Below are 25,534 nucleotides of genomic sequence, written 5' to 3' on the forward strand. Positions count from 1 at the left end.
TACGCTTGCCCAAATTATCCTAATGTTTACAGGGAAATCGTGTGCGTTTCCAGCGTTTTCAGGTTGATGTGCCACAGTTTTCCGCTCAGCGTATCTCCATATCCGAGAATAAGCTTGAGGGTTTCGTTGGCCTCCACACACCCGATGATGCCGGGCGTAACCCCCAGAACAGCTTTCGACGGGTGCGGCTGCGCAAACATCCCTTCCTCATCGGGAAACAGGTCGCGGTAGGTAGGTCCTCCCTGATGGTTGAAAACGGCTACCTGCCCGTCGAACTCACGGATAGCGCCGTAAACATAAGGTTTGTTCAGCTGCACGCACGTGTCGTTGATAAGATAGCGGGTGGCGAAATTGTCGCATCCGTCTACAACGATGTCATATTCGGCGATGATCCGGGCAGCGTTGGCGGGTGTCAGCCTTTCAGGATAAGCTTCAACCTGAATGGTATGGTTCAGGGCCTTCAGCCGTTTCTGCGCACAGAGTGCCTTCATCATTCCCGTTTCGGCTTCTGAATAGAGCACTTGCCGCTGGAGATTGCTTTCGCTGACCACATCGTCGTCTGCCAGGCCGATGTGACCGACTCCGGCTCCTGCCAGATAAAGGGCTATGGGCGAGCCCAGCCCGCCTGCACCGACAATCAGCACTTTTGCTTCTTTCAGCTTCTGCTGGCCTTCATCGCCTATCTCTTCAAGCAGAATCTGCCGGCTGTAGCGTTCTTTTTCGTGTGGGGATAGTGTGTTCATGAGCATGTTTCTTTACGTGTTGGAACCAGAGGCGCAAAGGCGCAAGCCTCCTTCGTTTCTCCGCTTGCGTTCCGGTGCCTCTGGTTGGGTTTTGCTGTTCGTCTATTTTCAGCCGTGCACTGCTGCAGGGCGGATGTGGGACACATGATCGAACGAGGCGTCCCAGTCCTTCCATACGGGTTCGCGCCCTACGGCCTTCAAAGCCTTTTCCACTTCAGCCGCTGTGCGGTCGTCGCTTATGTGGAACTGCTCCAGCGCCTGCGGATAGGTGTAATAGCCTCCCGGCTCCGTCTTGCTTTCTGCACTCATGGTCGTCACGCCCAGCGAAGCCATGTGGTCGCGGATATAAGCCGGTTCGCGGGTTGAATAGGATATGTCTACATCATGGTCAAAGATACGCATGGCAAAAGTAACCTGCGCCAGTTCTTTGTCGCTCATGATGACGTTCGGCTGGAATCCTTCGTTTTCGGCAGGGCGCATGCGCGGGAAGTTGACGCTGTATTTTGTTTTCCAGTAATGTTTCTGCAAGTAGCGCAGGTGGTATGCCATCATGGTGACATCCGTGCGCCAGTCCTCCAGTCCGATCAGCACGCCCATTCCGATGGAGTGAACTCCTGCCTGTCCCATCCGGTCGAAGCCGTTTACGCGCCATTCGAATTTCGACTTCATGCCGCGCGGGTGATAAATTTTGTACCGCTCCTTGTGGTACGTTTCCTGAAAGCAGATCACCCCGTTCATTCCATGCTTCACAAGTTCGGCATACTCTTCTGTCTTGAGCGGCATCACTTCAATCTTCAGGTTCGAGAAATAAGGCTTTGCCAGATCGAGCGCCTTTGCCAGATACGGCACGCCCGCTTTGGCCGGATTCTCTCCGGTCACGATCAGCAGGTTTTCGAAAGGCGCCAGCTTCTTGATCGCCTTGTATTCGTTTTCGATTTCTTCGGCAGTGAGAATGGTGCGCGCCATCGGATTGCTGATATGGAATCCGCAATATACGCATGAATTTGTGCATGAGTTTGTGAGATACAGCGGAATGAACATCGAGATGGTTTTTCCGAAGCGTTCTTCCGTATATTTCCTGCTGAGCCGTGCCATCGGCTCCAGGTATTTTTCGGCAGCCGGCGAGATGAGAGCCATGAAATCATCCACGTCGCAATGAGATTTGCCGAGAGCGCGGAGCACATCCGCCTCGGTTTTCGAATAGATGGCTTCGGTTGTCTTCTCCCAGCTTATTTTTTCTAATTCGTCACTAAACATGTTGTGAATGAACAATTAAAAGTTTGCGGTCGGTAGCGGAATGACCGGACTCCCTTTGCCGGTCATTCCGTTATCAATGTTATTGTTTGTTATTGATTGAAGCAAGATCCCTTGAGAGCTTCATCGCGCAGAAGTTCGGTCCGCACATCGTGCAGTATTCACCGTCGGTATGGCGGCCCTCATTGAAATATTCCAATGCCCGTTCGGGATCCAGACTCAGGTGGAACTGGTCGCGCCAGCGGAACTCATAGCGAGCCTTGCTCAAGGCATTGTCACGGATCTGTGCGCCGGGGTGTCCTTTTGCTAGATCGGCGGCGTGAGCGGCGATCTTGTAGGTAATGACTCCTGTGCGCACATCCTCACGGTTGGGAAGTCCCAAGTGCTCTTTGGGAGTGACGTAGCACAGCATGGCAGTTCCCAGCCATCCGATCTGCGCAGCGCCGATGGCCGAAGTGATGTGGTCATATCCCGGAGCGATGTCGGTTACAAGCGGGCCGAGCGTATAGAATGGCGCGTTGTGGCAATGCGAGATCTGGCGTTCCATGTTTTCGCGGATCTTATGCATAGGCACATGTCCCGGGCCTTCGATAAACGCCTGCACGTTCTTTTCCCATGCGCGCACCACCAGTTCGCCCATCGTGTCGAGTTCGGCAAACTGCGCTTCATCGTTCGCGTCGGCAATGCAGCCCGGACGCAAGCCGTCGCCCAAAGAAATGGCCACGTCGTATTGCGCAAGGATGTCGCAAATGTCATCAAAGTGTTCATAGAGGAACGATTCGCGGTCGTGTATCAGGCACCATTTGCTCATGATGGAACCTCCCCGCGACACGATGCCGCAAAGACGCTTGTCGGCCAGATGCACGTTATGCCGGCGGATGCCTGCGTGAATGGTGAAATAGTCTACTCCCTGCTCGCACTGCTCGATCAGCGTGTCGCGGTAGATCTCCCAAGTCAAATCTTCCACTTTGCCGTTCACCTTCTCCAGTGCCTGATAAATAGGTACGGTTCCTACCGGCACGGGACAGTTGCGCACAATCCATTCGCGCGTTTCGTGTATGTTGTCGCCTGTAGAAAGATCCATCAGCGTATCGCCTCCCCACTTGCAGCTCCACACCGCTTTGTCCACTTCTTCGTCGATGCTTGAAGTTGTGGCAGAATTTCCGATGTTTGTGTTGATTTTCACGAGGAAGCTCCGTCCGATGATCATCGGTTCGCTTTCCGGGTGGTTGATATTGGCAGGCAGCACCGCACGTCCTGCCGCGATTTCGTCGCGCACGAATTCCGGAGTGATATAAGTGTCGATGCCCAGCTCCTTGCAGTTCATGTTTTCGCGTATGGCCACGTATTCCATTTCCGGAGTCACGATGCCCTGTTTCGCATAATACATTTGCGTGCAGCACTTGCCGGCTTTTGCGCGGTAGGGCAGGGCGATATGCTCGAAGCGCAGGTGGTCCAGCGACGGGTCGTCACGGCGCATTTTGCCGTATGCTGAGGTGACGGAAGGCAGCTGTTCCACGTCACCGCGCGAAATGATCCATTCTTCGCGCATGCGGGGCAATCCCTTTTTCAGGTCGACCTCAATGTTCGGGTCGCTGAACGGTCCGCTCGTGTCATACACATAGACCGGCGCATTGGGAGTTGTCACTTTCTTTCCGTCCACTACGGTAACGGTAGGGGTGAGGTTCACTTTCTGCATGCCCACCTTGACAAACGGAAATATTGTTCCCTGCATGTAGGCTTTCTCTGCATGTGCGTAGGCTCTGTTGTCTTTTTCCATATCGGAGAGATTTTGAAGGTTATCGTTAATCGTTTAAGAATGCGGTGAGTGGAGATGAAGCCGAAGCCTCAAAGTTTTCTGTCTGGATTCCCAGTCCGGCTTCGTATGCCCGGCGTCCGGCAATGACTGCTTCCTTGAAGGCTGTTGCCATTTCCACCGGATCTCCGGCCACAGCTATGGCTGTATTTACGAGGCAGGCCGCCGCGCCCATCTCCATTGCTTCGGCTGCATGGCTCGGAGCGCCGATTCCGGCATCAACAACCACCGGCACGTTGCTCTGTTCGATGATGATGCGCAGGAAGTCGCGCGTCTGCAGTCCTTTGTTTGTGCCGATCGGTGCGGCCAGCGGCATCACAGTAGCCGCGCCGGCTTCCTCCAGGCGTTTGCACAGAGTCGGGTCAGCCTGGCAGTAGGGGAGCACAACGAAGCCCAGCTTCACCAATTCTTCGGTAGCCTTCAGCGTTTCGGTCGAATCCGGCAGCAGGTAGCGCGGATCGGGATGAATCTCCAGCTTCAGCCAGTTGGTGCCGAACGCCTCGCGTGCCATCTGGGCGGCGAATACAGCTTCCTCAGCAGTGCGCACGCCCGATGTGTTGGGCAGCAGCTGGATATGCGGATGTACGATATGCTTCAGCATGTCATCGTCTTTGTTGTCAAGTTCGATACGTTTCATGGCCACGGTAACCATTTCTGTTCCCGAAGCCAGGATGGATTTTTCCATCACTTCATTGGAGTTGAATTTTCCGGTTCCAAGGAACAGGCGTGAGCCGAATTCCTTGCCGGCAATGACTAAATTTTTCATTTCGGTTATCTGTTTATGTTTTGTTGTTGTTTGTTCAGATTGCTGTCTGGCTGACAAGCGAAACAATTCTGCGCGTTTCGGCCACAGGATCTTCCGCGCGCAGGATGGAGCCGCTCAGGGCAATGCCCGACACGCCGGTCTGCATGACAGCCGGGATGTCATCATAGGTGATTCCTCCGATGGCGACGACAGGCAGGGAGATTCCCTCCTCTTTCATGCGCGCAATGATTTCGCGGTATCCGTCCAGTCCGAGAATCGGGCTGAGCTGCTTCTTGGTTGTGGTAAAGCGGAACGGTCCGCATCCGATGTAGTCGGCTCCGGCTTCAGCGTGCGCCTTCACGTCCTCAAACGTGTTTGCCGTTCCTCCGATGATGTAGCCTTTTCCGAGCATCCTGCGCGCTTCGGCAACCGGCATGTCATGCTTTCCTAAATGCACGCCGTCGGCATGTATCTTTTTCGCCAGTTCCACCTGGTCGTCAAGGATGAATGTCGCGCCATATTCCCTGCAGAGCGGCTGGATGCGCAGCGCTTCTTTTTCGATTTCTTCCACATCCGCGTCTTTCATGCGCAGCTGAATCCACCGGCACCCTCCTTCGAGGGCAATGCGTGCCGAGTCAGAATAAGAATACTTGGCGGTGAAATGTGTAATGAACTGAAGTTCCATTTTCTACCCTCCGCATGCAGCTTTGATGATCACCAGGCTGTCGCCCGGCTGCAATGTCTGTTCTTCCCACTGCGTGCGCGGCACCATGCGGTTGTGCAGTGCGATTGCCACTCCTTGAGCCGGCAGTTCCAGCTGGCGGGCCAGGTCGGCAACGGTGCTTCCTTCCGCCAGTTCCGTTTCTTTGTTATTTACCAATACTTTCATAATCAGTTGGGTTTAAGGATGAAAACTGCAAAGAGGCGCAGAAGGACGGGAAAATCAGAAAAGAAACTTTAGCGAACAATCCCTTCGTCGGTACTAACCGCATCAGGTTCGTAGGGTATGATCTCAGCCCGTCCGGTAGGGCACCCCTTTGTTTTGTCGTCTGCAAATATAAGAATAAAAATAAGAATGCAGGCTTTTGGAGAAGAAAATAATTTTTCAGGGAATCTTTATCTCCAGCTTGGATATGCAAATCTCCAGCCTAAAGACATGCATCTCCAGCTTGAAGATACATATCTCCAGACTGGAGATAAAGACTGTTTTCGGAAAAGCTGCGTCTTTTGCCCCGGTTTCCGCAAATCCGCGGGCCTTTCCGGACAACTACAATTTCTGGTCGGAGATCAGGCGTACGATGCGTGTCTTGCTCTGCGCGCCCTTGGTGAGCAGATACACGTGCTTGTAGGCATCCCTGTTCAGTTCGGTAGGCGAACCGTTGATGAGGATGATGTTCCGGTCGTTGGCAAATCTCAGGATACCGTTCACGTTGTTCGGATGCAGTTTCCCGATTTCATCCATCATGCAGTGCAGCTTGAAGTCCTTGAACTTTCTCGATGCGCTTTCCTTGAACACGTTCAGGAGCATGATGTTGATCATTGCCTTCACCAGAATGTCCGTTCCTTCCGATCCCACATTCGACAGTTTCTCTACAAACCCTGTGTCATTGTCGTTCTCGATGATGCGGAAACGCAGCTCAAACGAATCATACAGGCGGACGGAATCATACCGGCAGGCATGGATCTCTTTGATGAAATCGCGGAGCAGGGCGATGGCTTCCTGCTTCACCAGCTGTTCGTTCTCGGACGAAAACAGGTTGGTGCCGGGGATCAGGTCGTAGGCATGCTCCGAATAGTATTTGTGGATCGCCCTGAGGCTGTTCACAACTCGGTTGCTGCTTTCTTCCACTTTCATCTCGATGCACTGGATGACACCTACAAAGTTGCAGGTCTGGAAACCCTTGTTCACCATGCCGATCAGATGCTGGATGTCATCTTCCGAAGCTGTGAGCATCGAAGCGTCCATGCTGATCCGCTTGAAGATGTCCGAGTGTTCGTTGTTGATGCGCCGCACGAACTCGCTGATCTTGTTCTCTTCCACAAAATCATAAAGCTCGTCGGCAAAGCGCACATATTCCCAGTCGTCGGTAAATTTGGTCTGGAACTTGAACGTATTGTCTTCGTCAAAATGTCCGGTAAAGAGATTCACCTCCTTGCGCAAACGGTTCTGCAGCACAAGATACTGGTTGTCTGCGCGGTTCAGTTCGGCGATCAGCTCTGTGCATGACTTCTGGGGTACGGCCGTGCTTCCCGGATAACGGCTGTCTTCGCTGAAAATATCCTGATGCGCCTTGAACCAGTCGTATGCGGGGATCTTGCCGAAAGCCTCCTGGTCGGCAAGCAGACGCGCCTCTTCCTGTTCGGCCGCTTGCGCCTCTTTGTCCAGCCGGTCTATATCTTCCTGAAGCGATGCCGTTTCCTTTTTCAGATTTTCTTTCTCCAGGTGAAGCTCCTGCTTCTGCGCGTCCCGCCTGCGCTTCCATTCCGGAATGTTGTCGATCAGGTCGCGCTTGTCTTTCCGGTACTCGATGATGAGCGCGGCATGGTCTTTGATGAAAAGCAGTTCCCGGTCGATGTCCTGCAGCTGCCCCGCTATCTGCTGGAGGCGTTCCGTATCAGCCCCCTGCGAATGGAGTTCCTGCTTCATTTGCGACTCGTATTCCGCCTTCTCCGCGCTGATGCGCCTCTTTTCATCTTCGTCCTCCTTTTTGACCGACTCCGCGAGCCGCTGCTTTTCACCGGCGATGCGCTGCTGAAGCGCGTTCCATTCCTGCTTCAGCCGGTTAAGCTCCCTGCTCTTTTCTTCGTTCAGTCCTCCCAGCTTTTCGTCGATCCGCTTCAATTCTGCCGCCAGTCCCGTCTTTTTCTGCTGCAGAGCCTCCAGTTTCTTTCCGCATTCGGCCTCTGCCTTTTTCTTCCATTCCTCCAGGTCAAGCATATCCTGCTGGTACTGCTGTTCCAGTTTCTCAATCTCATATTCCTGAAGGCTGATGATGTCTTTCTGTTCCTTGATTCTGGGCTGGTACTTAGCCTTCAACTGGTCGGCCAGCATTTCTTTTTCCTCTTGCAGGCGACCGACGGCAGAAGCTATTTCCTTAAGCCTGCATTCGCCCGCTTCTTTTTCCGCCTGATAATCGTTGATCGACTTGATGTGCCTGTCTACAGCGTCAAGCGCGAGATTGATGCCGTAGAATGAGTTCCCGCCGTCTGCCGCCAGTTGCGGAGCCAGATCAGTCTGCCAGAGGATGGATTCGTCGCAAAGTTTCCCGATGTTGTCCTCCCATCCTTTCTTATGCTCCTTGAGCCATCCCTGCAGCGTGCGTTTGCTGTTCCTCAGAAACACCTCAAGCTCGTCCACTCTCGGGCGCAGGCTATGCTGCTCGGCCTGGAGGCGCATCATCTCCTCGTCTTTCTCCTTCAGCCCTTTCTGCAGCTCCTCTTCCCACTGCAAGGTAAGCTCCTTGATGACCAGCTGAGAATTTTCAATGCGGTTGCGCTTGCTCGCATGAAGCCCCGTGTACGACTGGATGCGGTGTTTCAGCTCTTCCTGCTCTTTTTCGAAGTAGCGTTCCTTCCTGCACAATTCCATCTGATAGTTCAGGGCAGTCAGTTCATTCTGTCCGGCGCTCTTTTCGGGATGCAGCTGGAGCGAAAGCTCCTCGAATTTCTGGTATACCGCTTCCGTATCCGCCTCATATTGGCGGCGTGCCTCTTCGATCCGCCTGTTGCTGTCGTTGTTCAATTCTTCGATCTGCCTGATTTTCGCCTCGTGAATCTTGTTCCACTGCTGGTCGAGGTTTTGAACGAGCGACTTGTATTTGGTTGATATTTCCGTATAATGCGAAGTCAGTATGCGCTGTTCTTCGGTGAGTCCCTGCCTCCGGTTTTTCCATTCATCCTTTCTTGCCGAACGTTCGATGACCGATCCGATCTGCTGGACTGCGTATTCTTCCTCCTTTTTCACCGCCTTCTGCAATTCGTTGTTCAGCACGGCAAGTTCTTCCTGCATCTTGTCGCAACGCTGGCGCGACTGTTCCTGGAGCATTGTCCGGCGTGCGATGAATCCGTTCCGTTCGGTTTCGGCCTTCCGCTTCTTTTCCGTCCATTGCGGCAGTGCCTCCACCGCATTGCGGTGAGCTGCGGCAAGTTCGCGGCATCCTTGTGCCAGGGCAGCTTGCTGGCGCGACACCTGACGTGAAAGAGAAGTGATTTCTTTCACCAGTTTCTGCGTTTCGCGTTTCTGGAATTCTTCCACATCATGCAGCCGCGTTTCAAAATTCTTCAGATGCTCCTTGTACGTGTTCAGGTCGATGGCCGTTTCGTCTTCGTTAATCGAAGAAATGATGGTCTTCTTGATGAACTCCGCATCCAGCTTGGAGTTGAGAAACACATTCTGTATGGTGCGGGGAATATTCTGATACTGCCTGCTTTCCATCAGCGCATAACGGTCCATTTCGGGGTCGCTTCCGTTTCCGTACAGAATGTTCCTGTATTCATCGTACGTGTAGATGATGCGCGAATAGTCCACTTCAGCCTGATCGAGGGCGGCACGGATACGGTCGGTTCCGCTGTATGCCGTCCGGTTCTCATCGATAAAGAACTCCTTGCGGTACGGAGAGTCGATGAAGCGGTAGCAGACCCTTCCCATTGACTTGAAGCTGAGAATGCAGAAGAAGCCATGCTCTGTGGCCACCTCATACACGATATACGAGTTTGAATAAGGGAAATAGTATTCCGTATAGCTCTGCTTCTCCACCGGGATTCCCAGCTTCTGTGTGTCGGCGTTATAGAAAAAAAGGATGGCCCGCAGAACTGTACTCTTGCCCACGCCCTGCGTTCCGATGAAATGCACGTTGCCGTCCAGATAGATATCGTCGGCATACGGTATGTTTGCACTGTTTATAAATATGATTCTATTCAGGTTTCTCATTGTCTTCTTCTGTGTCATCATAAATTTGAATGCTTTCTATCAGTCGCTCCAGGTAATGCCACGAGCTCAGCACCTTGTAGGTGTTGTTCTTCTCGTTTTCCAGTTCGATGAACGATTCCTTGACAAGCAGGCGGATTATGTTGTCGAGCACCTCCTTCCGCACATCTCTGTCAGAGAAATGCTTTCTCATGCCGTCGAGCTTGTTCTGCAGCGTGGCGTTGATGTTTGCCTCCACCAGAATCTGTTCGGGCTGGAAGCGGAACCCCGCGCCGAACGTTTCATCATAGGTCTTGAAAAGGTCGAGCACATCAATCCAATAGTAAGCCCTCAGGATTTTCTGTTCGAGCGTAGCCCTCGGCTCCGTGCGTGAGAAATAAAAGTATTCGTTTCCTCGCTCCAGCGTATAGCCTATCTGAGAGAAGAACAGCGAAAGCGCGTCGTAATCGTCGTCAATCATGTCATACATGTCGCGGACCGACTCGCTGCAACTGTTCGAGCAGACAAACTGCCCTTTTTGCAGGTAGTCGAAAATGGCGGATGTATGGTCGGGAATTCTAATGTTCAGTTCCATTGATGTTGTTTGAATAAGTCGATATAAAGATTATGCCGGATATACTTTGGCATATTCGTATTCTTTGTACACGCCGTACCGGTCGGTAATGCGCAACTGGTTTTCGTAGAGCGAAACGATCTGGCAGAACAGCGTCGTGCGTTCCCGGTCGTCCACTTCACGCGGAAAAGAATAACGCATGAGGAAAGAGAACAAATCTTCGGGATCTTTCTCCGGATGATTCCATAAAGCCTGTGCTTGCGCCTGGATATAACAGCCTGCCGTTTCATCGAGATCGATGGCTTCCTGATAGACGGCGGCGGCCTCCATATCTTCTTCGCTGAAAGCTCCCGCTTCGTTGCTGCGTGCGGTTTCACGGTATTGCAGATTCTTCAGCACCTTCAGAATCACCGGGCGTGCCTCGTCGCCGCTCAAATATCCGAGCGAGAGCTTGAACGAAGACGGCGGATTGCCTTCCAGCAGCACCGAATGTTCCCGTTCCACCACCTCTGTAAGGTTGCTTTTGGCGCGAAGTTCGAACGTGTCGTGCAGGTATTTCACCTTTCTGATCTTTTCTACCAGAATCACCTGGCTCTTTATCTGGTTGAGGTAGTTGATGATGTCCTGCTGCGCCCGTATCAGGCTGTGAGCCGAAAGCTGCAGTTCGCTTCTCAGTTCGAGCAGGATGCGTTTCAGCTCCTCGTCCGTGGCCTCCTGAAAGAATTTCCTTTCGTCGTGCAGGATCAGGTTTTCGGTCGTGTCGATGAGCCGCTGTATGTTGATCCGCTTCTTGTCGAGGTTTTCCAGCTTTGCGATTTTTATCTGGTATGTGGGCTCGTGTTTGAACGCGTGGTCTATGCTGGTCTGCAGGTTCATGATGTTCCGGATTGTGGTGCGTGCGATTTTCCGGAACGTTATCTTGATATTCCGCACGTAGCTTTCCTTCCGGGAAGGAATCCGCTCCTTGGCGTAATAGTCCATCAGCTCGTGCAGGTATTCGATGTTCTCGTCGATAACCGCCGTATTGATTTCCTCGTTCGCTTCTAGCAGCAATTCAAAAAAGTCCATGAACCGTGCGTCCAGTTCCACGAAGTTTCCGTTCTGCCGTATCACTTCTTTTTCAAGAAGCAGCTTCAGCCGGTTTTCGTCGTCTTTCAGGAGTGCCAGCGCATCGGAATAGCGGAAAGATAAGGTTTTCCGTTTCTCGAACATTTCGGTAAGCAGCGTCCTGGATGCGGCGACGGTATTGATTATTTCGTGTATGGATCGGAATATGTACATTGTTCAGTTTTTGGAAAAGTGGGGCAAAGTTATAAAAACTTTTTGAGATTATCCACCTCCGGGCGCAGGATGCCGAATGACTTCGGCTTTCAGTCGGCACTCATTTTTACCGGCAGACACGGATGGATTCTGCATTTTTTTTCGTATCTTTCGAAACAACTCAAATAAGATAGACTTATGAACGTTTATGCAGACTTTATCCTCCGCCTGTTTGTGGCAGGAGTAATGGGAGTTTTGATCGGACTTGAACGTGAGTACCGCGCCAAGGAAGCGGGCTACCGCACGCACTTTCTGGTGGCCTTGGGAAGTGCGCTGATGATGATCGTTTCGCAGTACGGATTTGCCGACGTGCTCGAAAAGGATCTGGTGCGCCTGGATCCGAGCCGCATCGCCGCGCAAGTGGTGAGCGGAATCGGCTTTATCGGGGCAGGAACGATCATACTGCTTCAGAAACAGATCGTCAGGGGACTGACCACGGCGGCGGGCATATGGGCCACGGCAGGCATCGGCCTTGCGATCGGAGCCGGCATGTATGGAATCGGAGTGGCGGCCACCGTGCTCGCGTTGATTGGTCTGGAAGTGCTGAGCAGGTGTTTCAAGAGCCTCGGCATGCGCAACATGATCGTGGAATTCATTGCAGACAATGAAGATGTGGTAAAGCAGGTGTCGTCTGACTTCAGCAGAAAGAACTTCCGCATCTCATCGTATGAAATGGAAAAAGTGGTGGAAAACGGAAAGATGAAGTATAGCGTAACGCTTGTCATAAAAGCCAAGCAACTGGATGAAGAAGGGCTGCTGCTCCTTCTCCTCCATGACTTCCCCGGAGTCACGGTGAAGAAAATCATCTGAAACAACAAAAAGAAAAGGGTATGCCCGAAGCCCTTCCCCTCGGCCGGCATACCCTTTTTATTTAGCCGATATAGACATTTACGTGAAGGAATAGTCTGTCGTGACCGTTGTCAATGTCGAAGTCTATTTTGTCTTCGCGTGCAAGCCAGCCGATGGCGGCATTCAAGTCTCTGTCGGATAATCCGGAAGCATCCTTCAGCTTCTCATAGTCCCAATGTGCATTGTCGGAAAGGAGCTTCCATACAATGCCTGCATTTTCTCCGATTTGATTCTTGTTCATCATAGATTGAAAATTTTGTAGTTTGTTGTAATTTGTTATTGACATAGCGAAAATAAAAACAATTTTCCATTATTGCAAGAATTTAAATAATTATTTAGAAATAGAATTTGCCATATCATACATTTGGGACATTATATGTTTGAAATAGACTAATCCCGCGTCGTTGCCGAAACATGTCTGCAACATGGAATCCTGAAAGTGAGCCTTCATCCCTTTGTGTATTCATTATCCGCCGGATTTTTGGCCGGGTCGCCTCGTTTTTGCATGAGATTAGGCTTTTATTCCATTTTTTTCTTATAACTTTGCATGACCATTTGATAGAAATGTATGAGAAAAAGCAAGATAAACTGGAGGGTTCCCAAAGGAGCCGAGCTCACCGAACTTGACAAGAAAGTGCTGTCGTTTCAGAATAAAGGACACCTTGTGCCGTCGCGTGAGTTGATCAAGACGCCCGAACAGATTGAGGGCATACGGAGAAGCGGCGTGATAAACACGGCCGTTCTTGATCTGGTAGAGAAAGAAATACACGCAGGAATGAGCACGGCTGAGATTGACAAGCTCGTGTACGATTATACGGTGAGCCACGGAGCCATTCCGGCATGTCTGGGCTACGAAGGCTTTCCGAAGAGCTGCTGCACTTCAATCAACGAAGTGGTGTGCCACGGAATACCGAACGACGAGGAGATTCTGGAGGAAGGCGACATCATCAATGTTGACTGCACGACGATTCTTGACGGGTATTATGCCGATGCTTCGCGCATGTTCATTATCGGAAAAACAACTCCCGAGAAAGAAAAGCTGGTAAGGGTGGCTAAGGAATGCCTGGAAATAGGGATGGAGGCTGCCAAGCCTTTCTCGTTTGTCGGCGATTTGGGGCATGCGATTGAAAAGCATGCGAAGAAAAACGGATTTTCAGTGGTGCGCGACCTGTGCGGACATGGGGTCGGACTTGAGTTTCACGAAGAACCAGACGTTGAGCACTACGGGAAGAAAGGTACCGGCATGCTGCTTGTTCCAGGCATGGTGTTCACGATCGAGCCGATGATCAACATGGGCACGTGGGAGGTGTTCATTGATGAAGAAGACGGCTGGACTGTGGTGACGGAAGACGAACTGCCTTCCGCGCAATGGGAACATACTTTTGTGATGACGGAAAATGGTGTTGAAATCTTGACATATTAAAAACAATGAGCATTATAATATTAGGTATAGAATCATCGTGCGACGACACTTCGGCTGCAGTCATCAAAGACGGCGTATTGCTGTCGAGCGTCATAGCCAGCCAGGCGGTGCATGAATCATATGGGGGCGTAGTGCCCGAACTTGCTTCGCGCGCGCACCAGCAGAACATCGTGCCGGTTGTGCACGAGGCGCTGAAGCGTGCAGGAGTGGCAAAGGAAGAACTCAGCGCCGTAGCATTTACCAGAGGTCCCGGACTGATGGGCTCTCTGCTCGTCGGCGTTTCGTTCGCCAAAGGATTTTCGCGGGCATTGGGTATTCCGATGATCGAAGTCAACCACTTGCAAGGGCATGTCCTGGCACATTTCATAAAGGAAAAGGACGAAGAACCTCATCAGCCGGAATTTCCTTTCATCTGCCTGCTCGTGTCGGGGGGCAACTCGCAAATCATCCGCGTGAATGCGTACAACGACATGCAGGTGCTCGGCCAGACCATCGACGACGCAGCAGGAGAAGCAATCGACAAATGCTCGAAGGTGATGGGGCTTGGCTATCCCGGCGGGCCGATTATCGACAGACTGGCGCGCCAGGGAAATCCGGAAGCGTTTGCATTCAGCAAACCGCACATACCGGGGTATGACTATAGCTTCAGCGGCCTGAAAACCTCGTTTCTTTATTCGCTGCGTGAATGGGTGAAAGAAGATCCCGACTTTGTGGAACATCACAAGACCGACCTTGCCGCATCGCTGGAAAAGACCATTGTCGACATTCTTATGGACAAGCTCCGCAAAGTTGTGAAAGACACGGGTATCAAGGAGGTGGCCGTGGCAGGAGGAGTGTCGGCCAACAACGGGCTGCGCAACGCGTTCCGTACCCATGCCGAAAAATATGGCTGGAACATTTTCATCCCGAAGTTCGGATATACCACCGACAATGCGGCAATGATTGCCATAACCGGCTATTTCAAGTATCAGGACAAGGAATTTTGCCCGATAGACGCACCTGCATACTCGCGGGTGACAATAAAGTAAAACTTATTTAGAACATACGTTTATGTCAGTAGAAACCAAAACATTAAGCAAGTTGATCAGTGAATACTTCTGGAAAGAAGGGTTCACGCTGTCTACAGCCGAGAGCTGTACGGCCGGCAATGTGGCCGCCATCATTACAGCGGTTCCGGGAAGTTCTCGTTTCTATAAAGGCGGGGTGGTGGCTTACGCCAACGAAGTGAAAGAAGAGCTTCTGCACGTGAAGAAAGAAACGCTCGAAGCAAAAGGAGCCGTGAGCGAAGAAACTGTAGTCGAAATGGTAAACGGAGCGATGGAAGTGCTTCATACGGATTATGCCGTAGCCACTTCGGGTGTCGCCGGCCCGGGAGGGGGAACGCCCGACAAACCCGTGGGGACAATTTGGGTGGCCGCCGGAAACAAAGAAAAGGTGTTGACCGCCAAGCTCACAGACGATGAAGGACGTGACAAAAACATACAGGCTGCAACGGCAAAAACCCTGCAGTTGTTGCTCGAATTGTGTCAAAAGCAAGAAAATGAGGAGTAAAAGTGTATTTTGTTTGCAAAATACTTGTGTATGTCAATTTAAATGGCTTACTTTGCACTCCGTTTTAAGGAACCATGAAATAAAACTATAAAAACTAGATAGAAATGTCGAAAATTTGTCAAATTACCGGAAAAAAAGCCTCTGTAGGCAACAATGTTTCACATTCAAAAAGAAGAACAAAAAGAATGTTCAATGTGAACTTGTTTACAAAGAAATTCTACTATGTAGAACAAGATTGCTGGATTAGCTTGAAATTAAGTGCTAACGGCTTGCGTATTATCAACAAGAAGGGCCTTGACGCTGCGCTGAACGATGCGGTTGCCAAAGGTTTCTGCAATTGGAAAGACATCAAAGTTATTGGTTAATTAAAAGAAGAGAAAGACTATGGCAAAGAAAGCTAAAGGTAATAGAGTACAGGTAATCCTTGAATGCACCGAAATGAAGGATAGTGGTATGCCGGGCACTTCTCGTTACATCACAACTAAGAATAGAAAAAATACCACTGAAAGATTGGAACTGAAAAAGTACAATCCTATTTTGAAAAGAGTAACAGTTCATAAAGAAATTAAATAATAAGAGACTATGGCAAAGAAAACAGTCGCAACCCTCCAGACCGGAAAGGAAGGTCGTTCTTATACGAAGGTTATCAAAATGGTTAAGTCTCCGAAAACAGGCGCTTATATTTTTGATGAACAGATGGTTCCTAACGAAAAAGTACAGGAATTCTTGAAGAAATAATTATCAGGCAAACATACGCCGAGATGAAAAAGGCATGTCCCCAGCAGGGCATGCCTTTTTTTAATTCTCAGGGCATAATCTTAATTTTGTGCCGATTTGTTCTAAAATATGTGTATTTTGCTTATCTTTGCGGTATGATACATGCTGTATCGCTAATATAAAAAGACAACTGTATGGGATTTTTTAGTTTTTTCTCCAAGGAAAAGAAGGAAACGTTAGACAAAGGTTTGTCTAAGACAAAAGAAAGTGTATTCGGAAAAATAGCCCGTGCCGTAGCCGGAAAGTCAAAAGTAGACGATGAGGTGCTGGATAATCTGGAGGAGGTGCTGATAACCTCTGATGTCGGGGTGGAAACCACGCTGAAGATTATCAAACGCATCGAAGCGAGGGCGGCGAAGGACAAGTATGTGAATACGCAGGAACTCAACAATATCCTTCGGGAGGAAATTGCAGCGCTGCTTACGGAAAACAATACGGTAGACGCGGACGATTTCAGCGTTCCTGCCGGCAAAAAGCCATACGTAATTATGGTTGTCGGAGTCAACGGGGTGGGAAAGACCACCACCATCGGAAAGCTGGCTTACCAGTTCAAGAAAGCCGGAAAGTCGGTTTATCTGGGAGCAGCCGACACATTCCGTGCCGCGGCTGTAGAACAGCTCATGATTTGGGGAGAACGTGTGGGAGTGCCCGTCATCAAACAGAAAATGGGAGCTGATCCGGCTTCCGTGGCTTTCGACACGCTCAGTTCTGCCGCCGCCAACAACGCGGATGTGGTTATCATTGATACGGCTGGACGCCTGCACAACAAAGTGGGACTGATGAACGAGCTGACCAAGATCAAAAATGTAATGCGGAAGGTTGTTCCCGACGCTCCGCACGAAGTGCTGCTTGTGCTCGACGGTTCGACAGGACAAAACGCCTTTGAACAGGCCAAGCAGTTCACGCTGGCCACAGAGGTAAACGCAATGGCTATTACTAAACTAGACGGAACAGCTAAGGGAGGTGTCGTTATCGGCATTTCCGACCAGTTCAAGATTCCGGTAAAATACATCGGACTGGGCGAGGGAATAGAAGACTTGCAGATTTTCCGGCGCCGTGAGTTCGTGGATTCATTATTTGGAACAACGGAAAAATGAGAAAAAACACAATTGACATCATCACTTTGGGCTGCTCAAAGAATCTGGTGGATTCGGAGAAGCTGATGAAGCAGCTCGAAGCAAACGGATATAAGGTGACTCACGACAGTGAGCGTCCGCAAGGGGAGATTGCCGTAATCAACACTTGCGGGTTCATCGGTGACGCAAAGGAAGAATCTGTCAACATGATTCTGGAGTTCTGCCAGGCAAAAGAGGAAGGCAGGCTGCGGAAGCTGTATGTGATGGGCTGTCTTTCGGAACGCTATTTGAAAGATCTTCAGATGGAAATCCCCCAAGTAGACAAGTTTTACGGGAAGTTCAACTGGAATGAGCTGATCAGTGATCTGGGTAAGGCTTTCCGTCCGGAACTTGCGGTTGAACGGCATCTGACTACACCGAAACACTACGCCTATCTGAAAATATCGGAAGGCTGTGACCGGAAGTGTTCCTATTGTGCCATTCCTATCATAACCGGACATCATGTTTCAAGGCCGATGGAAGAAATTCTCGAGGAAGTCAAGCTTTTGGTTTCAGAGGGAGTAAAAGAGTTTCAGGTCATTGCGCAGGAACTGACCTATTATGGAGTCGATCTCTACAAAAAGCAGATGCTTCCGGAGCTGATCGAACGCATGGCGCAGATTCCGGGCGTGAAATGGATCCGCCTGCACTATGCTTATCCGGCTCATTTCCCCGAAGACTTATTCAGGGTGATGAGGGAGAACGACAACGTATGCAAATACATGGATATCGCGCTCCAGCATATCAGTGACAATATGCTGTCGAAAATGAGGAGGCATGTGACCAAAGCCGAAACTTACGCGCTGATTGAGCGGTTCAGGAAAGAAGTGCCGGGCATTCACCTGCGTACTACACTGATGGTGGGGTATCCCGGAGAAACCGAACAGGACTTTGATGAATTGAAGGACTTTGTGCGGAAGGTGCGGTTTGACCGTATGGGTGCGTTTGCCTATTCGGAAGAAGAAGGCACTTATTCGGCCAGACACTACAAAGACGAAATTCCTCAGGAAGTGAAACAGCAACGTCTGGACGAACTGATGGCTATTCAGCAGGAAATATCAGGCGAACTGAGCCATGCGAAAATAGGAAAGACATTCAAGGTTATCATAGACCGCAAGGAGGGAGAATACTATATCGGACGGACAGAGTTTGATTCGCCGGAAGTGGATCCGGAAGTCCTGATAAAGGCAGCCGATGGCCATCTGCTGCACACAGGATCATTCCATATGGCCAAGATCGTGGATGCGGACGATTTCGATCTGTATGCCACGCTAGTTGAATAAGGGTATGAACAACGGAGAACTGATAGGCGAGCTGTCCCGGCATTTGGGATATACGGAAGAGGAAGCTTCACATTCGGTGGCTTCTCTGATAGATGCAATGACGATGGATTTGCAGGAAGGAAAAACCGTGGCTGTGGAAGGGCTCGGCTTGTTTGAAGTGGAAAAAACGCTTGAACACATTACGGTTGATCCCGTCACAGGCAAACGCTATCTGGTTCCTCCGAGCTTGAACCTTGTCTTTAAGTCTGAGTTTCAGTCAGGCGCTGCTCCTGCCGAAATGCATTGCTTGATGCCGCAGAATGGAAGCGATGCATTCGCCGGCACTTTTTTTGCAGCCGTCAAAAATGCACTTATTCAGGACAAGTATGTAAAAATCAAGGGACTGGGCACATTTAAACTTATCGATTCTGACGTTTCTTTTGTTCCGGATGATTCATTGCGCAGTTTAATCAACAGGCCTTTTTCCCAATTTGAATCGGTGGAACTAAAAGAAGGGGTACATTTTGACGATATGGACGAACCGGTGCGCGAGAAGGGTGAGCCGGAAGAAACTCCTGTTTCTGAAACAGCTCCGGAAGCGGATGCAGCCGAAAAGCCAAAACAGGAAAAACAGCCTCGCATCCCCTGGTGTATGCTGGCTGTCATATTGCTGGCCGGCGTGCTGCTGGGAGGAAGTATCGTATGGGCTTTGGTGTCGGGAAGAAGGTATATTCCGGAATCTGTCATAAGATACATTGAAGGCCAGGAAACGGGAATGGATGAAAGCGCAAGCAGCGACACCCTGGCGTTAGAGTATGTTCCGGAAAGCGCCTCGGAGCAGCCGGCACCTGAGCAGGCCGCTATACCGGCAAAAGAAAACAAGCCGTTGTCTGACACCGTAAAATATGAGATGAAAGAAACGCTCGCAGAATACGTCATGCGCAGGGGAGAATCACTAGCAAAAGTGGCTCAGCGTTTCTACGGAAACCGCAAGCTGTGGCCTTATATTGCAAGATATAACAGAAAAAACATTCCCGATCCAGACAATGTGCCCGTAGGTACAGTCGTCCGGATTCCCCGACTGATTCCTGCAAACTAATCTCAAAGCAGCCGTTTCTGTTCCGTATTTCGTGCGGACAGAAAGGGATGAATCTTGTCAATTTTAATTTTCTTTAGTTCAATAAGGCTTAAAAGCCTTGTGCCGTCTGTATTTTTTAATGAACAATTGTTGCTTCTGTTAATGGAATACCTTAATTTTGGGTGCTCTTTCAGACAAGGGTGTCTGGAAGACTGATTTATGACAAAAAGAAGAACAAAAAGGTAAATAAGAAAACTATGGCAGAAGCTATTGACATTAGAGAATTGAACGAACGCATCGAGCGTGAAAGTGCGTTTGTTACTAATTTGGTGACAGGAATGGATCAAGTGATCGTGGGTCAGAAACACTTGGTAGAATCTTTGCTGATCGGATTGTTGTCGGACGGACATATATTGCTGGAAGGAGTTCCGGGACTTGCAAAGACTCTTGCAATCAAAACATTGGCTTCATTAATTGATTCAAAATATAGTCGTGTTCAGTTTACTCCTGACTTGCTGCCCGCCGATATTGTGGGTACAATGATTTACAGCCAGAAAGACGAGCAGTTCGTTGTGAATAAGGGACCGATCTTTGCCAACTTCGTGCTGGCCGATGAAATCAACCGTGCTCCGGCAAAAGTGCAGAGTGCCTTGCTCGAAGCGATGCAGGAACGCCAGGTAACTCTTGGAAAAGAAACGTTTGACCTGCCAAGCCCTTTCCTGGTAATGGCAACTCAGAACCCCATCGAACAGGAAGGAACTTATCCGCTTCCTGAGGCGCAGGTCGACCGATTCATGCTGAAAGTGGTTATCGATTATCCGAAACTGGAAGAAGAAAAGAAAATCATCCGCCAGAACATTTCAGGAGAAAGACGCGAGGTGCGCCCGATCATCAAGGCCGACGATATCATCGTGGCACGGAAGATTGTCCGCATGGTATATCTTGACGAAAAAATTGAACAGTACATTGCAGACATTGTTTTCGCAACCCGTTATCCGGAGAAATATGACCTGAAGGATCTGAAGGGGCTGATCGGATTCGGCGGATCTCCGCGTGCTTCAATCAATCTGGCTCTTGCCGCACGCAGTTATGCATTCATCAAACGCCGCGGATACGTAATTCCCGAGGACGTGCGTGCCGTGGCTCACGATGTGCTTCGCCACCGCATCGGCCTGACATATGAAGCGGAAGCTACAAACGTGACTTCCGATGAAATTGTCAGCAAGATTCTGAACAAGGTGGAAGTACCCTGATGCCCTTGCCTTCGGAAGAAATGGGAGAAAAGGACCAGCTATTGACAAAAAGAGTTATCGGAGCGTGCCGGAACGCGGGTTCTCATCGTTTGATGTCCGGCCGCTCTGCCAACTGTAAAATCCAAAGGAATGGAAACAAGTGAACTATTGAAACGGGTCCGCCGGATAGAGATCAAGACCCGGGGACTTTCAAACAATATCTTTGCGGGGCAGTATCATTCGGCTTTCAAAGGAAGAGGTATGGCCTTTTCGGAAGTACGCGAATATCAATACGGTGACGACATACGTGATATTGACTGGAATGTAACAGCTCGCTTTGACAAGCCATTCGTGAAGGTGTTCGAAGAAGAACGTGAACTGACGGTAATGCTGCTGGTGGATGTGTCGAACAGTCTGGATTTCGGTACAACCGTCCAGATGAAGAAAGACATGCTGACTGAAATAGCCGCAACCATTGCTTTCTCGGCCATCCAGAACAACGATAAGATCGGAGTGATATTTTTTTCAGACAGGATTGAAAAATTTATTCCTCCCAAGAAAGGCCGCAAGCATATCTTATACATCATACGGGAGCTGCTGGATTTCCATCCGCAGAGTATGCGCACCGATTTGCAGTGTGCCATTGAATACCTGACGAACGTGCTGAAGAAGCGGTGCACAGCCTTTATGCTGAGCGACTTCATTGATGACCATGATTTTCAGAATGCGCTGACCGTTGCCAACCGCAAGCATGATGTGGTGGCTATTCAGGTTTATGACCGCAGAATGGAAGATCTCCCCAATATCGGACTGATGCGGGTGAGGGATGCCGAAACGGGACATGAGCAATGGATTGACACATCATCCAAAACCTTGAGGAAGGCGCACCGCGAATGGTGGATTCAGCGGCAGCAGAAACTGAATGATGTATTTACTCACTGCAATGTGGATTCAGTATCCGTGCGTACAGATCAGGACTATGTGAAAGCATTGCTGAACTTATTTGCTAAACGAAATTGAAATGAAACATAGCTTATTATTTGAAGGCAGGAGAATGCTGAAACTGCTTTGTTGTGCAGCCTGTCTGATAATGGCCGCAATTCCTGCAAAGGGGCAGGTGACCGTTGAAGCTGCCATTGATTCGCTCCAACTGCTTATAGGTGAACAGGCCAAGATAAAGTTGCAGGTGAGTATGGATGCAAATCAGAAATTGCGTTTGCCGCTGCTGAGAGATACGCTGGTGAAAGGAGTAGAGATTCTGGAGATTGCGAAACCCGATACACAACTTCTGAACGACAACAAACGCTGGCTGGTTTCCCAGGAATATACGGTAACTTCGTTCGATTCAGCCTTGTACTATCTGCCGCCTTTTAAAGTGACGGTTGACAATAAGGAATATCAGTCGGCAGCTTTAGCTTTGAAAGTATACTCGGTTCCGGTCGATACGCTGCATCCGGATCAGTTTTTCGGACCTAAAACGATTCATGAAGTTCCGCTGACACTGGACGACCTTGCACCGCTGATTTATTCGGTCCTGCTGTTTCTCATTGCAGGTGCGTTGGCTGTTTTCCTGATTGTGCGCTATCGCAACAACAAGCCGATTATACGCATTATAAAGGTTGAGCCGAAACTTCCTCCGCATCTTTCGGCGATGAAGAAGATTGAGACGATCAAGGCCGACAACAATTACCGGAAAGAAGATCCAAAGCAGTATTATACCGAACTGACAGACGTGATACGTACCTACATCAAGGAACGTTTCGGTTTCAATGCGATGGAAATGACATCGGCAGAGATAATCGAGCGGCTGCTTGAGGAAAAGGACCAGGCATCGATCAATGACTTGAAGGTGTTGTTTTCAACGGCCGACCTGGTGAAATTCGCCAAACATTCACCGCTGATTAACGAGAACGACATGAACCTGGTTACGGCTATCGATTTCATCAACCAGACGAAAATCGAGGAGGAGCCAGGCAAGAAAGAAGAGCCTAAGGAAATAAAAGTGGAAGAAAAACGTTCGAAACGTGGACGCATTGCCTTGCTGTACAGCATTACCGTTGCCGGAATCTGTGCCGTAACCGGTCTTTACCTGACCGTGCGCCATATTATCGACCTTTTCTTCTGATAAATTAAAGTTGAAGCTATGATTTTTGCTAATATTGAATATTTATTTCTGCTTTTGCTGCTGATACCTTATATTATATGGTATGTGATGCAGCACAGAAAATCCGAACCTTCGCTGCAGGTGTCAACGACACGCATGTACATGAAAGTTCCGGCAAGCTGGAAAGTCTATCTCGTTCATGCGCCGTTTTTTCTGCGTATCGTTACATTCGTGATGATTACGCTGGTGCTGGCACGTCCGCAGACGACCGACAACTGGCAGAACACCGAAATCGAGGGTATCGACATCATGCTGGCTGTGGACGTATCGACGAGTATGCTGGCTGAGGACTTGAAGCCGAACCGGATTGAGGCCGCCAAAGAAGTTGCAGCAGAATTCATCAACGGCCGGCCTAACGACAATATTGGTCTGACTATTTTTGCGGGGGAAGCTTTCACACAGTGCCCGCTGACCGTTGACCACGGTGTGCTGCTGAATCTCTTCAAGAATATAAACTGTGAAATGGCCCAACGCGGGCTTATCGACGACGGAACCGCTATCGGAATGGGACTGGCCAATGCAGTAAGCCGCCTGAAAGAGAGCAAGGCGAAGTCAAAGGTTGTCATTCTGCTGACAGACGGTGTAAACAACCGGGGAGACATTTCTCCGCTCACAGCGGCAGAAATAGCCAAGCAGTTCGGGATCAGGGTTTATACGATCGGTGTCGGAACCAATGGCACTGCACCTTATCCTATGCCTACTTATGCTGGCGTACAATATGTACAGATGCCCGTAGAAATAGATGAGTCAGTATTGACGCAAATTGCTGCAACGACTGAAGGCAATTACTTCAGGGCCACAAGCAACAGCAAGCTGAAGGAAGTGTATCAGGAAATCGACAAGCTGGAGAAGACGAAACTGAACGTAAAAGAGTTCAGCAAACGGGAAGAAGCTTATCATGTATTTGCTCTCATCGCTTTTGTCTGCATCTTGCTGGAAATCATTTTGCGCAATACTGTATTAAAGAAAATCCCTTAAAAACGTGTGACTATGTTTCGATTTGGAGAACCGTTATATTTGTATCTGCTCATCGTTGTACCGATATTGGCAGCCTTTTATTTTTATTCCAACTACCGGCGCCGCAAAAGATTGAAAGAATATGGGGATATGGAGCTTCTGAAACAGCTTATGCCGGAAGTTTCAAAGTATCGCCCGGACGTGAAATTCTGGCTTATGCTGGCGGCTATGGTTATGGTGATTTTCATGCTTGCCCAGCCTCAGTTCGGCTCTAAGATGGAAACCGTGAAACGGCAGGGAATAGAAACTGTCGTTGCACTTGATATCTCAAACTCCATGCTGGCTCAGGATGTTGCTCCCAGCCGTTTGGAGAAGTCGAAAAAGCTGATATCCAGGCTGGTTGAAACCTTCAATAACGATAAAGTCGCATTGATCGTTTTTGCTGGAGAGGCGTTTACGCAATTGCCAATCACCAGCGATTATGTTTCGGCAAAGATGTTTCTTGAAACGATAAGCCCCTCACTGATATCCACCCAAGGAACAGATATACGGGCAGCCATCAATCTGGCTATGAAAAGCTTTACTCCGAATGATGGAGTAGGAAGAGCGATCGTTCTGATTACCGACGGTGAAAACCACGAAGGCGGAGCTATCGAAGCGGCGCAAGAAGCGGCCAAAAAGGGCATACACGTTTTCGTTTTGGGCGTCGGATCACCCGACGGTTCGCCAATACCTGTAGAGGGAAGCAATGAGTTCCGTCGTGACAAAGACGGAAATGTCGTTGTCACACGTTTGAATGAAGAAATGTGCCGTGAGATTGCCCGTGCAGGAAATGGCATGTATGTCAGGGTTGATAACACGAACAATGCGGAAAGAGCTTTGAATGCGGAGGTCAACAAGCTGGCAAAAGCAGACGTGGAAACACAGGTGTTCACTGAATTTGATGAACAGTTTAGGGTGTTGGCATGGCTTGCCTTGATTTTGCTCGCTGTAGAAATTATGATTCTTAACCGCAGGAATCCGCTTTTCAAAAATGTGAAACTCTTTAAACAGAACTAAGATGAGTGGAAAAAGGTTTTTTATGTGTTTATTTTGCTGCGGACTGGCAGTTTGTGTTTTCGGACAGAAAACAGACCGCGACTATCTGCGGAGCGGAAATAAACTTTATAATGACAGTTCGTTTGTAAAAGCCGAAATAGATTACAGAAAGGCACTGGAGCAGAATCCCAAGTCTGCTGATGCAATGTATAATCTGGGAAACACGCTTCTCATGCAGCAGAAAGCAAAAGAAGCCATGGAACAATTCAGCGCTGCCTCCAAAATAGAAAAGGATAAAATGAAACTTTCGCATATCTATCATAATATGGGGGTTATCTTGCAGTCGTCAAAACAGCTTCCACAATGCATTGAGGCCTATAAGGAAGCACTCCGGAACAATCCGCACGACAATGAGACGCGGTATAATCTGGCGCTTGCCCAAAAACAGCTGAAAGATCAGCAGCAACAGCAACAGGATCAGAACAAACAGGAACAGAAGCAAGACCAGAAAGAGGATGACAAACAGCAGAATAAGGATCAGCAGGATCAAAACAAGCAGAATCAGCAGAACAACCAGCAGCAACAGCAGCAACAGAACCAGATGTCGAAAGAAAATGCCGAGCAGCTGCTGAATGCTGTGATGCAAGATGAAAAGAATGTGCAGGATAAAGTAAAGAAACAGATCCAGATACAAGGACGCAAACTTGAAAAAGACTGGTAATCCTGTTTG

26 protein-coding genes and 1 riboswitch are annotated in these 25,534 nt (G+C 49.5%); of the genes, 16 read left to right on the forward strand and 10 right to left on the reverse strand.

Going from position 1 to position 25,534, the window contains the following annotated elements; genetic code table 11:
• Nucleotides 1-26: 26 nt before the first annotated feature.
• The 9 genes from QUW60_RS08960 to QUW60_RS09000 all read right to left on the reverse strand — a co-directional run bounded on the left by QUW60_RS08960 (nucleotide 27) and on the right by QUW60_RS09000 (nucleotide 11,319).
• Nucleotides 27-743 (reverse strand): HesA/MoeB/ThiF family protein, encoded by a 717-nt coding sequence (locus QUW60_RS08960; RefSeq protein ID WP_289559965.1) that lies wholly within the window; start codon nucleotides 741-743, stop codon nucleotides 27-29.
• Nucleotides 744-851: 108 nt separating this feature from the next.
• Nucleotides 852-2,000, reverse strand: a complete 1,149-nt coding sequence (gene thiH / locus QUW60_RS08965) for a 2-iminoacetate synthase ThiH (protein ID WP_258337394.1) — start codon at nucleotides 1,998-2,000, stop codon at nucleotides 852-854.
• 79 nt (nucleotides 2,001-2,079) lie between these two features.
• Nucleotides 2,080-3,777 carry a phosphomethylpyrimidine synthase ThiC gene (gene thiC / locus QUW60_RS08970; RefSeq protein WP_289559967.1) on the reverse strand — a complete coding sequence of 566 codons (1,698 nt, stop codon included), beginning with the start codon at nucleotides 3,775-3,777 and terminating at the stop codon, nucleotides 2,080-2,082.
• 25 nt (nucleotides 3,778-3,802) lie between these two features.
• On the reverse strand, nucleotides 3,803-4,579 hold the full coding sequence (locus QUW60_RS08975) for a thiazole synthase (protein ID WP_289559969.1): 777 nt from the start codon (nucleotides 4,577-4,579) through the stop codon (nucleotides 3,803-3,805).
• 34 nt (nucleotides 4,580-4,613) lie between these two features.
• Nucleotides 4,614-5,243, reverse strand: coding sequence for a thiamine phosphate synthase (locus QUW60_RS08980; RefSeq protein ID WP_258337397.1), 630 nt, complete (start codon nucleotides 5,241-5,243; stop codon nucleotides 4,614-4,616).
• A 3-nt stretch (nucleotides 5,244-5,246) separates the two neighbouring features.
• The gene (gene thiS / locus QUW60_RS08985) at nucleotides 5,247-5,447 is read right to left on the reverse strand and encodes a sulfur carrier protein ThiS (protein ID WP_258337398.1); all 201 of its coding nucleotides are present in this window, start codon (nucleotides 5,445-5,447) and stop codon (nucleotides 5,247-5,249) included.
• Between the two features lie 62 nt (nucleotides 5,448-5,509).
• A riboswitch (TPP riboswitch) is annotated at nucleotides 5,510-5,605 on the reverse strand.
• Nucleotides 5,606-5,825: 220 nt separating this feature from the next.
• Nucleotides 5,826-9,488: an ATP-binding protein gene (locus QUW60_RS08990; protein WP_289559972.1), complete on the reverse strand. Its 3,663-nt coding sequence runs from the start codon at nucleotides 9,486-9,488 to the stop codon at nucleotides 5,826-5,828.
• Nucleotides 9,472-10,059, reverse strand: a complete 588-nt coding sequence (locus QUW60_RS08995; protein ID WP_258337400.1) for a condensin complex protein MksE — start codon at nucleotides 10,057-10,059, stop codon at nucleotides 9,472-9,474. Before QUW60_RS08995 ends, QUW60_RS08990 begins: the two co-directional genes overlap by 17 nt.
• A 30-nt stretch (nucleotides 10,060-10,089) precedes the next feature.
• Nucleotides 10,090-11,319, reverse strand: a complete 1,230-nt coding sequence (locus QUW60_RS09000) for a hypothetical protein (RefSeq protein ID WP_258337401.1) — start codon at nucleotides 11,317-11,319, stop codon at nucleotides 10,090-10,092.
• Nucleotides 11,320-11,496: 177 nt separating this feature from the next.
• Here QUW60_RS09000 and QUW60_RS09005 point away from each other — a divergent pair, with 177 nt between their 5' ends.
• Nucleotides 11,497-12,168: an MgtC/SapB family protein gene (locus QUW60_RS09005; RefSeq protein ID WP_258337402.1), complete on the forward strand. Its 672-nt coding sequence runs from the start codon at nucleotides 11,497-11,499 to the stop codon at nucleotides 12,166-12,168.
• A 61-nt stretch (nucleotides 12,169-12,229) separates the two neighbouring features.
• On the opposite strand, the gene QUW60_RS09010 is transcribed toward QUW60_RS09005, so the two are convergent.
• On the reverse strand, nucleotides 12,230-12,448 hold the full coding sequence (locus QUW60_RS09010) for a winged helix-turn-helix domain-containing protein (protein ID WP_258337514.1): 219 nt from the start codon (nucleotides 12,446-12,448) through the stop codon (nucleotides 12,230-12,232).
• 327 nt (nucleotides 12,449-12,775) lie between these two features.
• Between QUW60_RS09010 and map the strand changes: the two genes are divergently transcribed.
• The 15 genes from map to QUW60_RS09085 all read left to right on the forward strand — a co-directional run bounded on the left by map (nucleotide 12,776) and on the right by QUW60_RS09085 (nucleotide 25,525).
• Entirely contained in the window at nucleotides 12,776-13,630 is an 855-nt protein-coding gene (map, locus tag QUW60_RS09015; RefSeq protein ID WP_258337403.1) for a type I methionyl aminopeptidase, read from the forward strand.
• A 5-nt stretch (nucleotides 13,631-13,635) separates the two neighbouring features.
• The gene (tsaD, locus tag QUW60_RS09020) at nucleotides 13,636-14,658 is read left to right on the forward strand and encodes a tRNA (adenosine(37)-N6)-threonylcarbamoyltransferase complex transferase subunit TsaD (protein WP_258337404.1); all 1,023 of its coding nucleotides are present in this window, start codon (nucleotides 13,636-13,638) and stop codon (nucleotides 14,656-14,658) included.
• Nucleotides 14,659-14,680: 22 nt separating this feature from the next.
• The gene (locus QUW60_RS09025) at nucleotides 14,681-15,181 is read left to right on the forward strand and encodes a CinA family protein (protein ID WP_289559976.1); all 501 of its coding nucleotides are present in this window, start codon (nucleotides 14,681-14,683) and stop codon (nucleotides 15,179-15,181) included.
• 104 nt (nucleotides 15,182-15,285) lie between these two features.
• A complete protein-coding gene (rpmB, locus tag QUW60_RS09030) occupies nucleotides 15,286-15,546 on the forward strand; it encodes a 50S ribosomal protein L28 (protein ID WP_258337406.1) in 261 nt (86 codons plus the stop codon).
• A 19-nt stretch (nucleotides 15,547-15,565) separates the two neighbouring features.
• Complete coding sequence (gene rpmG / locus QUW60_RS09035; RefSeq protein WP_005841291.1) at nucleotides 15,566-15,754, forward strand: 50S ribosomal protein L33; 189 nt, start codon at nucleotides 15,566-15,568, stop codon at nucleotides 15,752-15,754.
• A gap of 9 nt (nucleotides 15,755-15,763) precedes the next feature.
• The gene (locus QUW60_RS09040) at nucleotides 15,764-15,919 is read left to right on the forward strand and encodes a DUF4295 domain-containing protein (RefSeq protein WP_258337407.1); all 156 of its coding nucleotides are present in this window, start codon (nucleotides 15,764-15,766) and stop codon (nucleotides 15,917-15,919) included.
• Nucleotides 15,920-16,092: 173 nt separating this feature from the next.
• Nucleotides 16,093-17,055: a signal recognition particle-docking protein FtsY gene (gene ftsY, locus QUW60_RS09045; RefSeq protein WP_258337408.1), complete on the forward strand. Its 963-nt coding sequence runs from the start codon at nucleotides 16,093-16,095 to the stop codon at nucleotides 17,053-17,055.
• Nucleotides 17,052-18,356, forward strand: coding sequence for a 30S ribosomal protein S12 methylthiotransferase RimO (gene rimO / locus QUW60_RS09050; RefSeq protein ID WP_289559980.1), 1,305 nt, complete (start codon nucleotides 17,052-17,054; stop codon nucleotides 18,354-18,356). Before ftsY ends, rimO begins: the two co-directional genes overlap by 4 nt.
• A gap of 4 nt (nucleotides 18,357-18,360) precedes the next feature.
• Nucleotides 18,361-19,434 (forward strand): HU family DNA-binding protein, encoded by a 1,074-nt coding sequence (locus QUW60_RS09055; protein WP_289559982.1) that lies wholly within the window; start codon nucleotides 18,361-18,363, stop codon nucleotides 19,432-19,434.
• Between the two features lie 236 nt (nucleotides 19,435-19,670).
• A complete protein-coding gene (locus QUW60_RS09060) occupies nucleotides 19,671-20,666 on the forward strand; it encodes an AAA family ATPase (RefSeq protein ID WP_289559984.1) in 996 nt (331 codons plus the stop codon).
• 129 nt (nucleotides 20,667-20,795) lie between these two features.
• The gene (locus QUW60_RS09065) at nucleotides 20,796-21,665 is read left to right on the forward strand and encodes a DUF58 domain-containing protein (protein WP_258337412.1); all 870 of its coding nucleotides are present in this window, start codon (nucleotides 20,796-20,798) and stop codon (nucleotides 21,663-21,665) included.
• Nucleotide 21,666: 1 nt separating this feature from the next.
• Entirely contained in the window at nucleotides 21,667-22,770 is a 1,104-nt protein-coding gene (locus QUW60_RS09070) for a hypothetical protein (RefSeq protein ID WP_434736860.1), read from the forward strand.
• 18 nt (nucleotides 22,771-22,788) lie between these two features.
• On the forward strand, nucleotides 22,789-23,787 hold the full coding sequence (locus tag QUW60_RS09075) for a vWA domain-containing protein (protein ID WP_258337413.1): 999 nt from the start codon (nucleotides 22,789-22,791) through the stop codon (nucleotides 23,785-23,787).
• 12 nt (nucleotides 23,788-23,799) lie between these two features.
• Complete coding sequence (locus tag QUW60_RS09080) at nucleotides 23,800-24,825, forward strand: vWA domain-containing protein (RefSeq protein WP_289559987.1); 1,026 nt, start codon at nucleotides 23,800-23,802, stop codon at nucleotides 24,823-24,825.
• A 22-nt stretch (nucleotides 24,826-24,847) separates the two neighbouring features.
• Nucleotides 24,848-25,525, forward strand: coding sequence for a tetratricopeptide repeat protein (locus QUW60_RS09085; RefSeq protein ID WP_289559988.1), 678 nt, complete (start codon nucleotides 24,848-24,850; stop codon nucleotides 25,523-25,525).
• Nucleotides 25,526-25,534 lie beyond the last annotated feature (9 nt).

The organism is Bacteroides gallinaceum (assembly GCF_030373775.1).
GTDB classification, from domain to species: domain Bacteria; phylum Bacteroidota; class Bacteroidia; order Bacteroidales; family Bacteroidaceae; genus Phocaeicola; species Phocaeicola excrementipullorum.

Excerpts from the sequence above, each read along its gene's own strand:
- QUW60_RS08960 (WP_289559965.1), bottom strand. The coding sequence starts at position 743 with ATGAACACACTATCCCCACACGAAAAAGAACGCTACAGCCGGCAGATT.
- thiH (WP_258337394.1), bottom strand. The coding sequence starts at position 2,000 with ATGTTTAGTGACGAATTAGAAAAAATAAGCTGGGAGAAGACAACCGAA.
- thiC (WP_289559967.1), bottom strand. The coding sequence starts at position 3,777 with ATGGAAAAAGACAACAGAGCCTACGCACATGCAGAGAAAGCCTACATG.
- QUW60_RS08975 (WP_289559969.1), bottom strand. The coding sequence starts at position 4,579 with ATGAAAAATTTAGTCATTGCCGGCAAGGAATTCGGCTCACGCCTGTTC.
- QUW60_RS08980 (WP_258337397.1), bottom strand. The coding sequence starts at position 5,243 with ATGGAACTTCAGTTCATTACACATTTCACCGCCAAGTATTCTTATTCT.
- thiS (WP_258337398.1), bottom strand. The coding sequence starts at position 5,447 with ATGAAAGTATTGGTAAATAACAAAGAAACGGAACTGGCGGAAGGAAGC.
- QUW60_RS08990 (WP_289559972.1), bottom strand. The coding sequence starts at position 9,488 with ATGAGAAACCTGAATAGAATCATATTTATAAACAGTGCAAACATACCG.
- QUW60_RS08995 (WP_258337400.1), bottom strand. The coding sequence starts at position 10,059 with ATGGAACTGAACATTAGAATTCCCGACCATACATCCGCCATTTTCGAC.
- QUW60_RS09000 (WP_258337401.1), bottom strand. The coding sequence starts at position 11,319 with ATGTACATATTCCGATCCATACACGAAATAATCAATACCGTCGCCGCA.
- QUW60_RS09005 (WP_258337402.1), top strand. The coding sequence starts at position 11,497 with ATGAACGTTTATGCAGACTTTATCCTCCGCCTGTTTGTGGCAGGAGTA.
- QUW60_RS09010 (WP_258337514.1), bottom strand. The coding sequence starts at position 12,448 with ATGAACAAGAATCAAATCGGAGAAAATGCAGGCATTGTATGGAAGCTC.
- map (WP_258337403.1), top strand. The coding sequence starts at position 12,776 with ATGAGAAAAAGCAAGATAAACTGGAGGGTTCCCAAAGGAGCCGAGCTC.
- tsaD (WP_258337404.1), top strand. The coding sequence starts at position 13,636 with ATGAGCATTATAATATTAGGTATAGAATCATCGTGCGACGACACTTCG.
- QUW60_RS09025 (WP_289559976.1), top strand. The coding sequence starts at position 14,681 with ATGTCAGTAGAAACCAAAACATTAAGCAAGTTGATCAGTGAATACTTC.
- rpmB (WP_258337406.1), top strand. The coding sequence starts at position 15,286 with ATGTCGAAAATTTGTCAAATTACCGGAAAAAAAGCCTCTGTAGGCAAC.
- rpmG (WP_005841291.1), top strand. The coding sequence starts at position 15,566 with ATGGCAAAGAAAGCTAAAGGTAATAGAGTACAGGTAATCCTTGAATGC.
- QUW60_RS09040 (WP_258337407.1), top strand. The coding sequence starts at position 15,764 with ATGGCAAAGAAAACAGTCGCAACCCTCCAGACCGGAAAGGAAGGTCGT.
- ftsY (WP_258337408.1), top strand. The coding sequence starts at position 16,093 with ATGGGATTTTTTAGTTTTTTCTCCAAGGAAAAGAAGGAAACGTTAGAC.
- rimO (WP_289559980.1), top strand. The coding sequence starts at position 17,052 with ATGAGAAAAAACACAATTGACATCATCACTTTGGGCTGCTCAAAGAAT.
- QUW60_RS09055 (WP_289559982.1), top strand. The coding sequence starts at position 18,361 with ATGAACAACGGAGAACTGATAGGCGAGCTGTCCCGGCATTTGGGATAT.
- QUW60_RS09060 (WP_289559984.1), top strand. The coding sequence starts at position 19,671 with ATGGCAGAAGCTATTGACATTAGAGAATTGAACGAACGCATCGAGCGT.
- QUW60_RS09065 (WP_258337412.1), top strand. The coding sequence starts at position 20,796 with ATGGAAACAAGTGAACTATTGAAACGGGTCCGCCGGATAGAGATCAAG.
- QUW60_RS09070 (WP_434736860.1), top strand. The coding sequence starts at position 21,667 with ATGAAACATAGCTTATTATTTGAAGGCAGGAGAATGCTGAAACTGCTT.
- QUW60_RS09075 (WP_258337413.1), top strand. The coding sequence starts at position 22,789 with ATGATTTTTGCTAATATTGAATATTTATTTCTGCTTTTGCTGCTGATA.
- QUW60_RS09080 (WP_289559987.1), top strand. The coding sequence starts at position 23,800 with ATGTTTCGATTTGGAGAACCGTTATATTTGTATCTGCTCATCGTTGTA.
- QUW60_RS09085 (WP_289559988.1), top strand. The coding sequence starts at position 24,848 with ATGTGTTTATTTTGCTGCGGACTGGCAGTTTGTGTTTTCGGACAGAAA.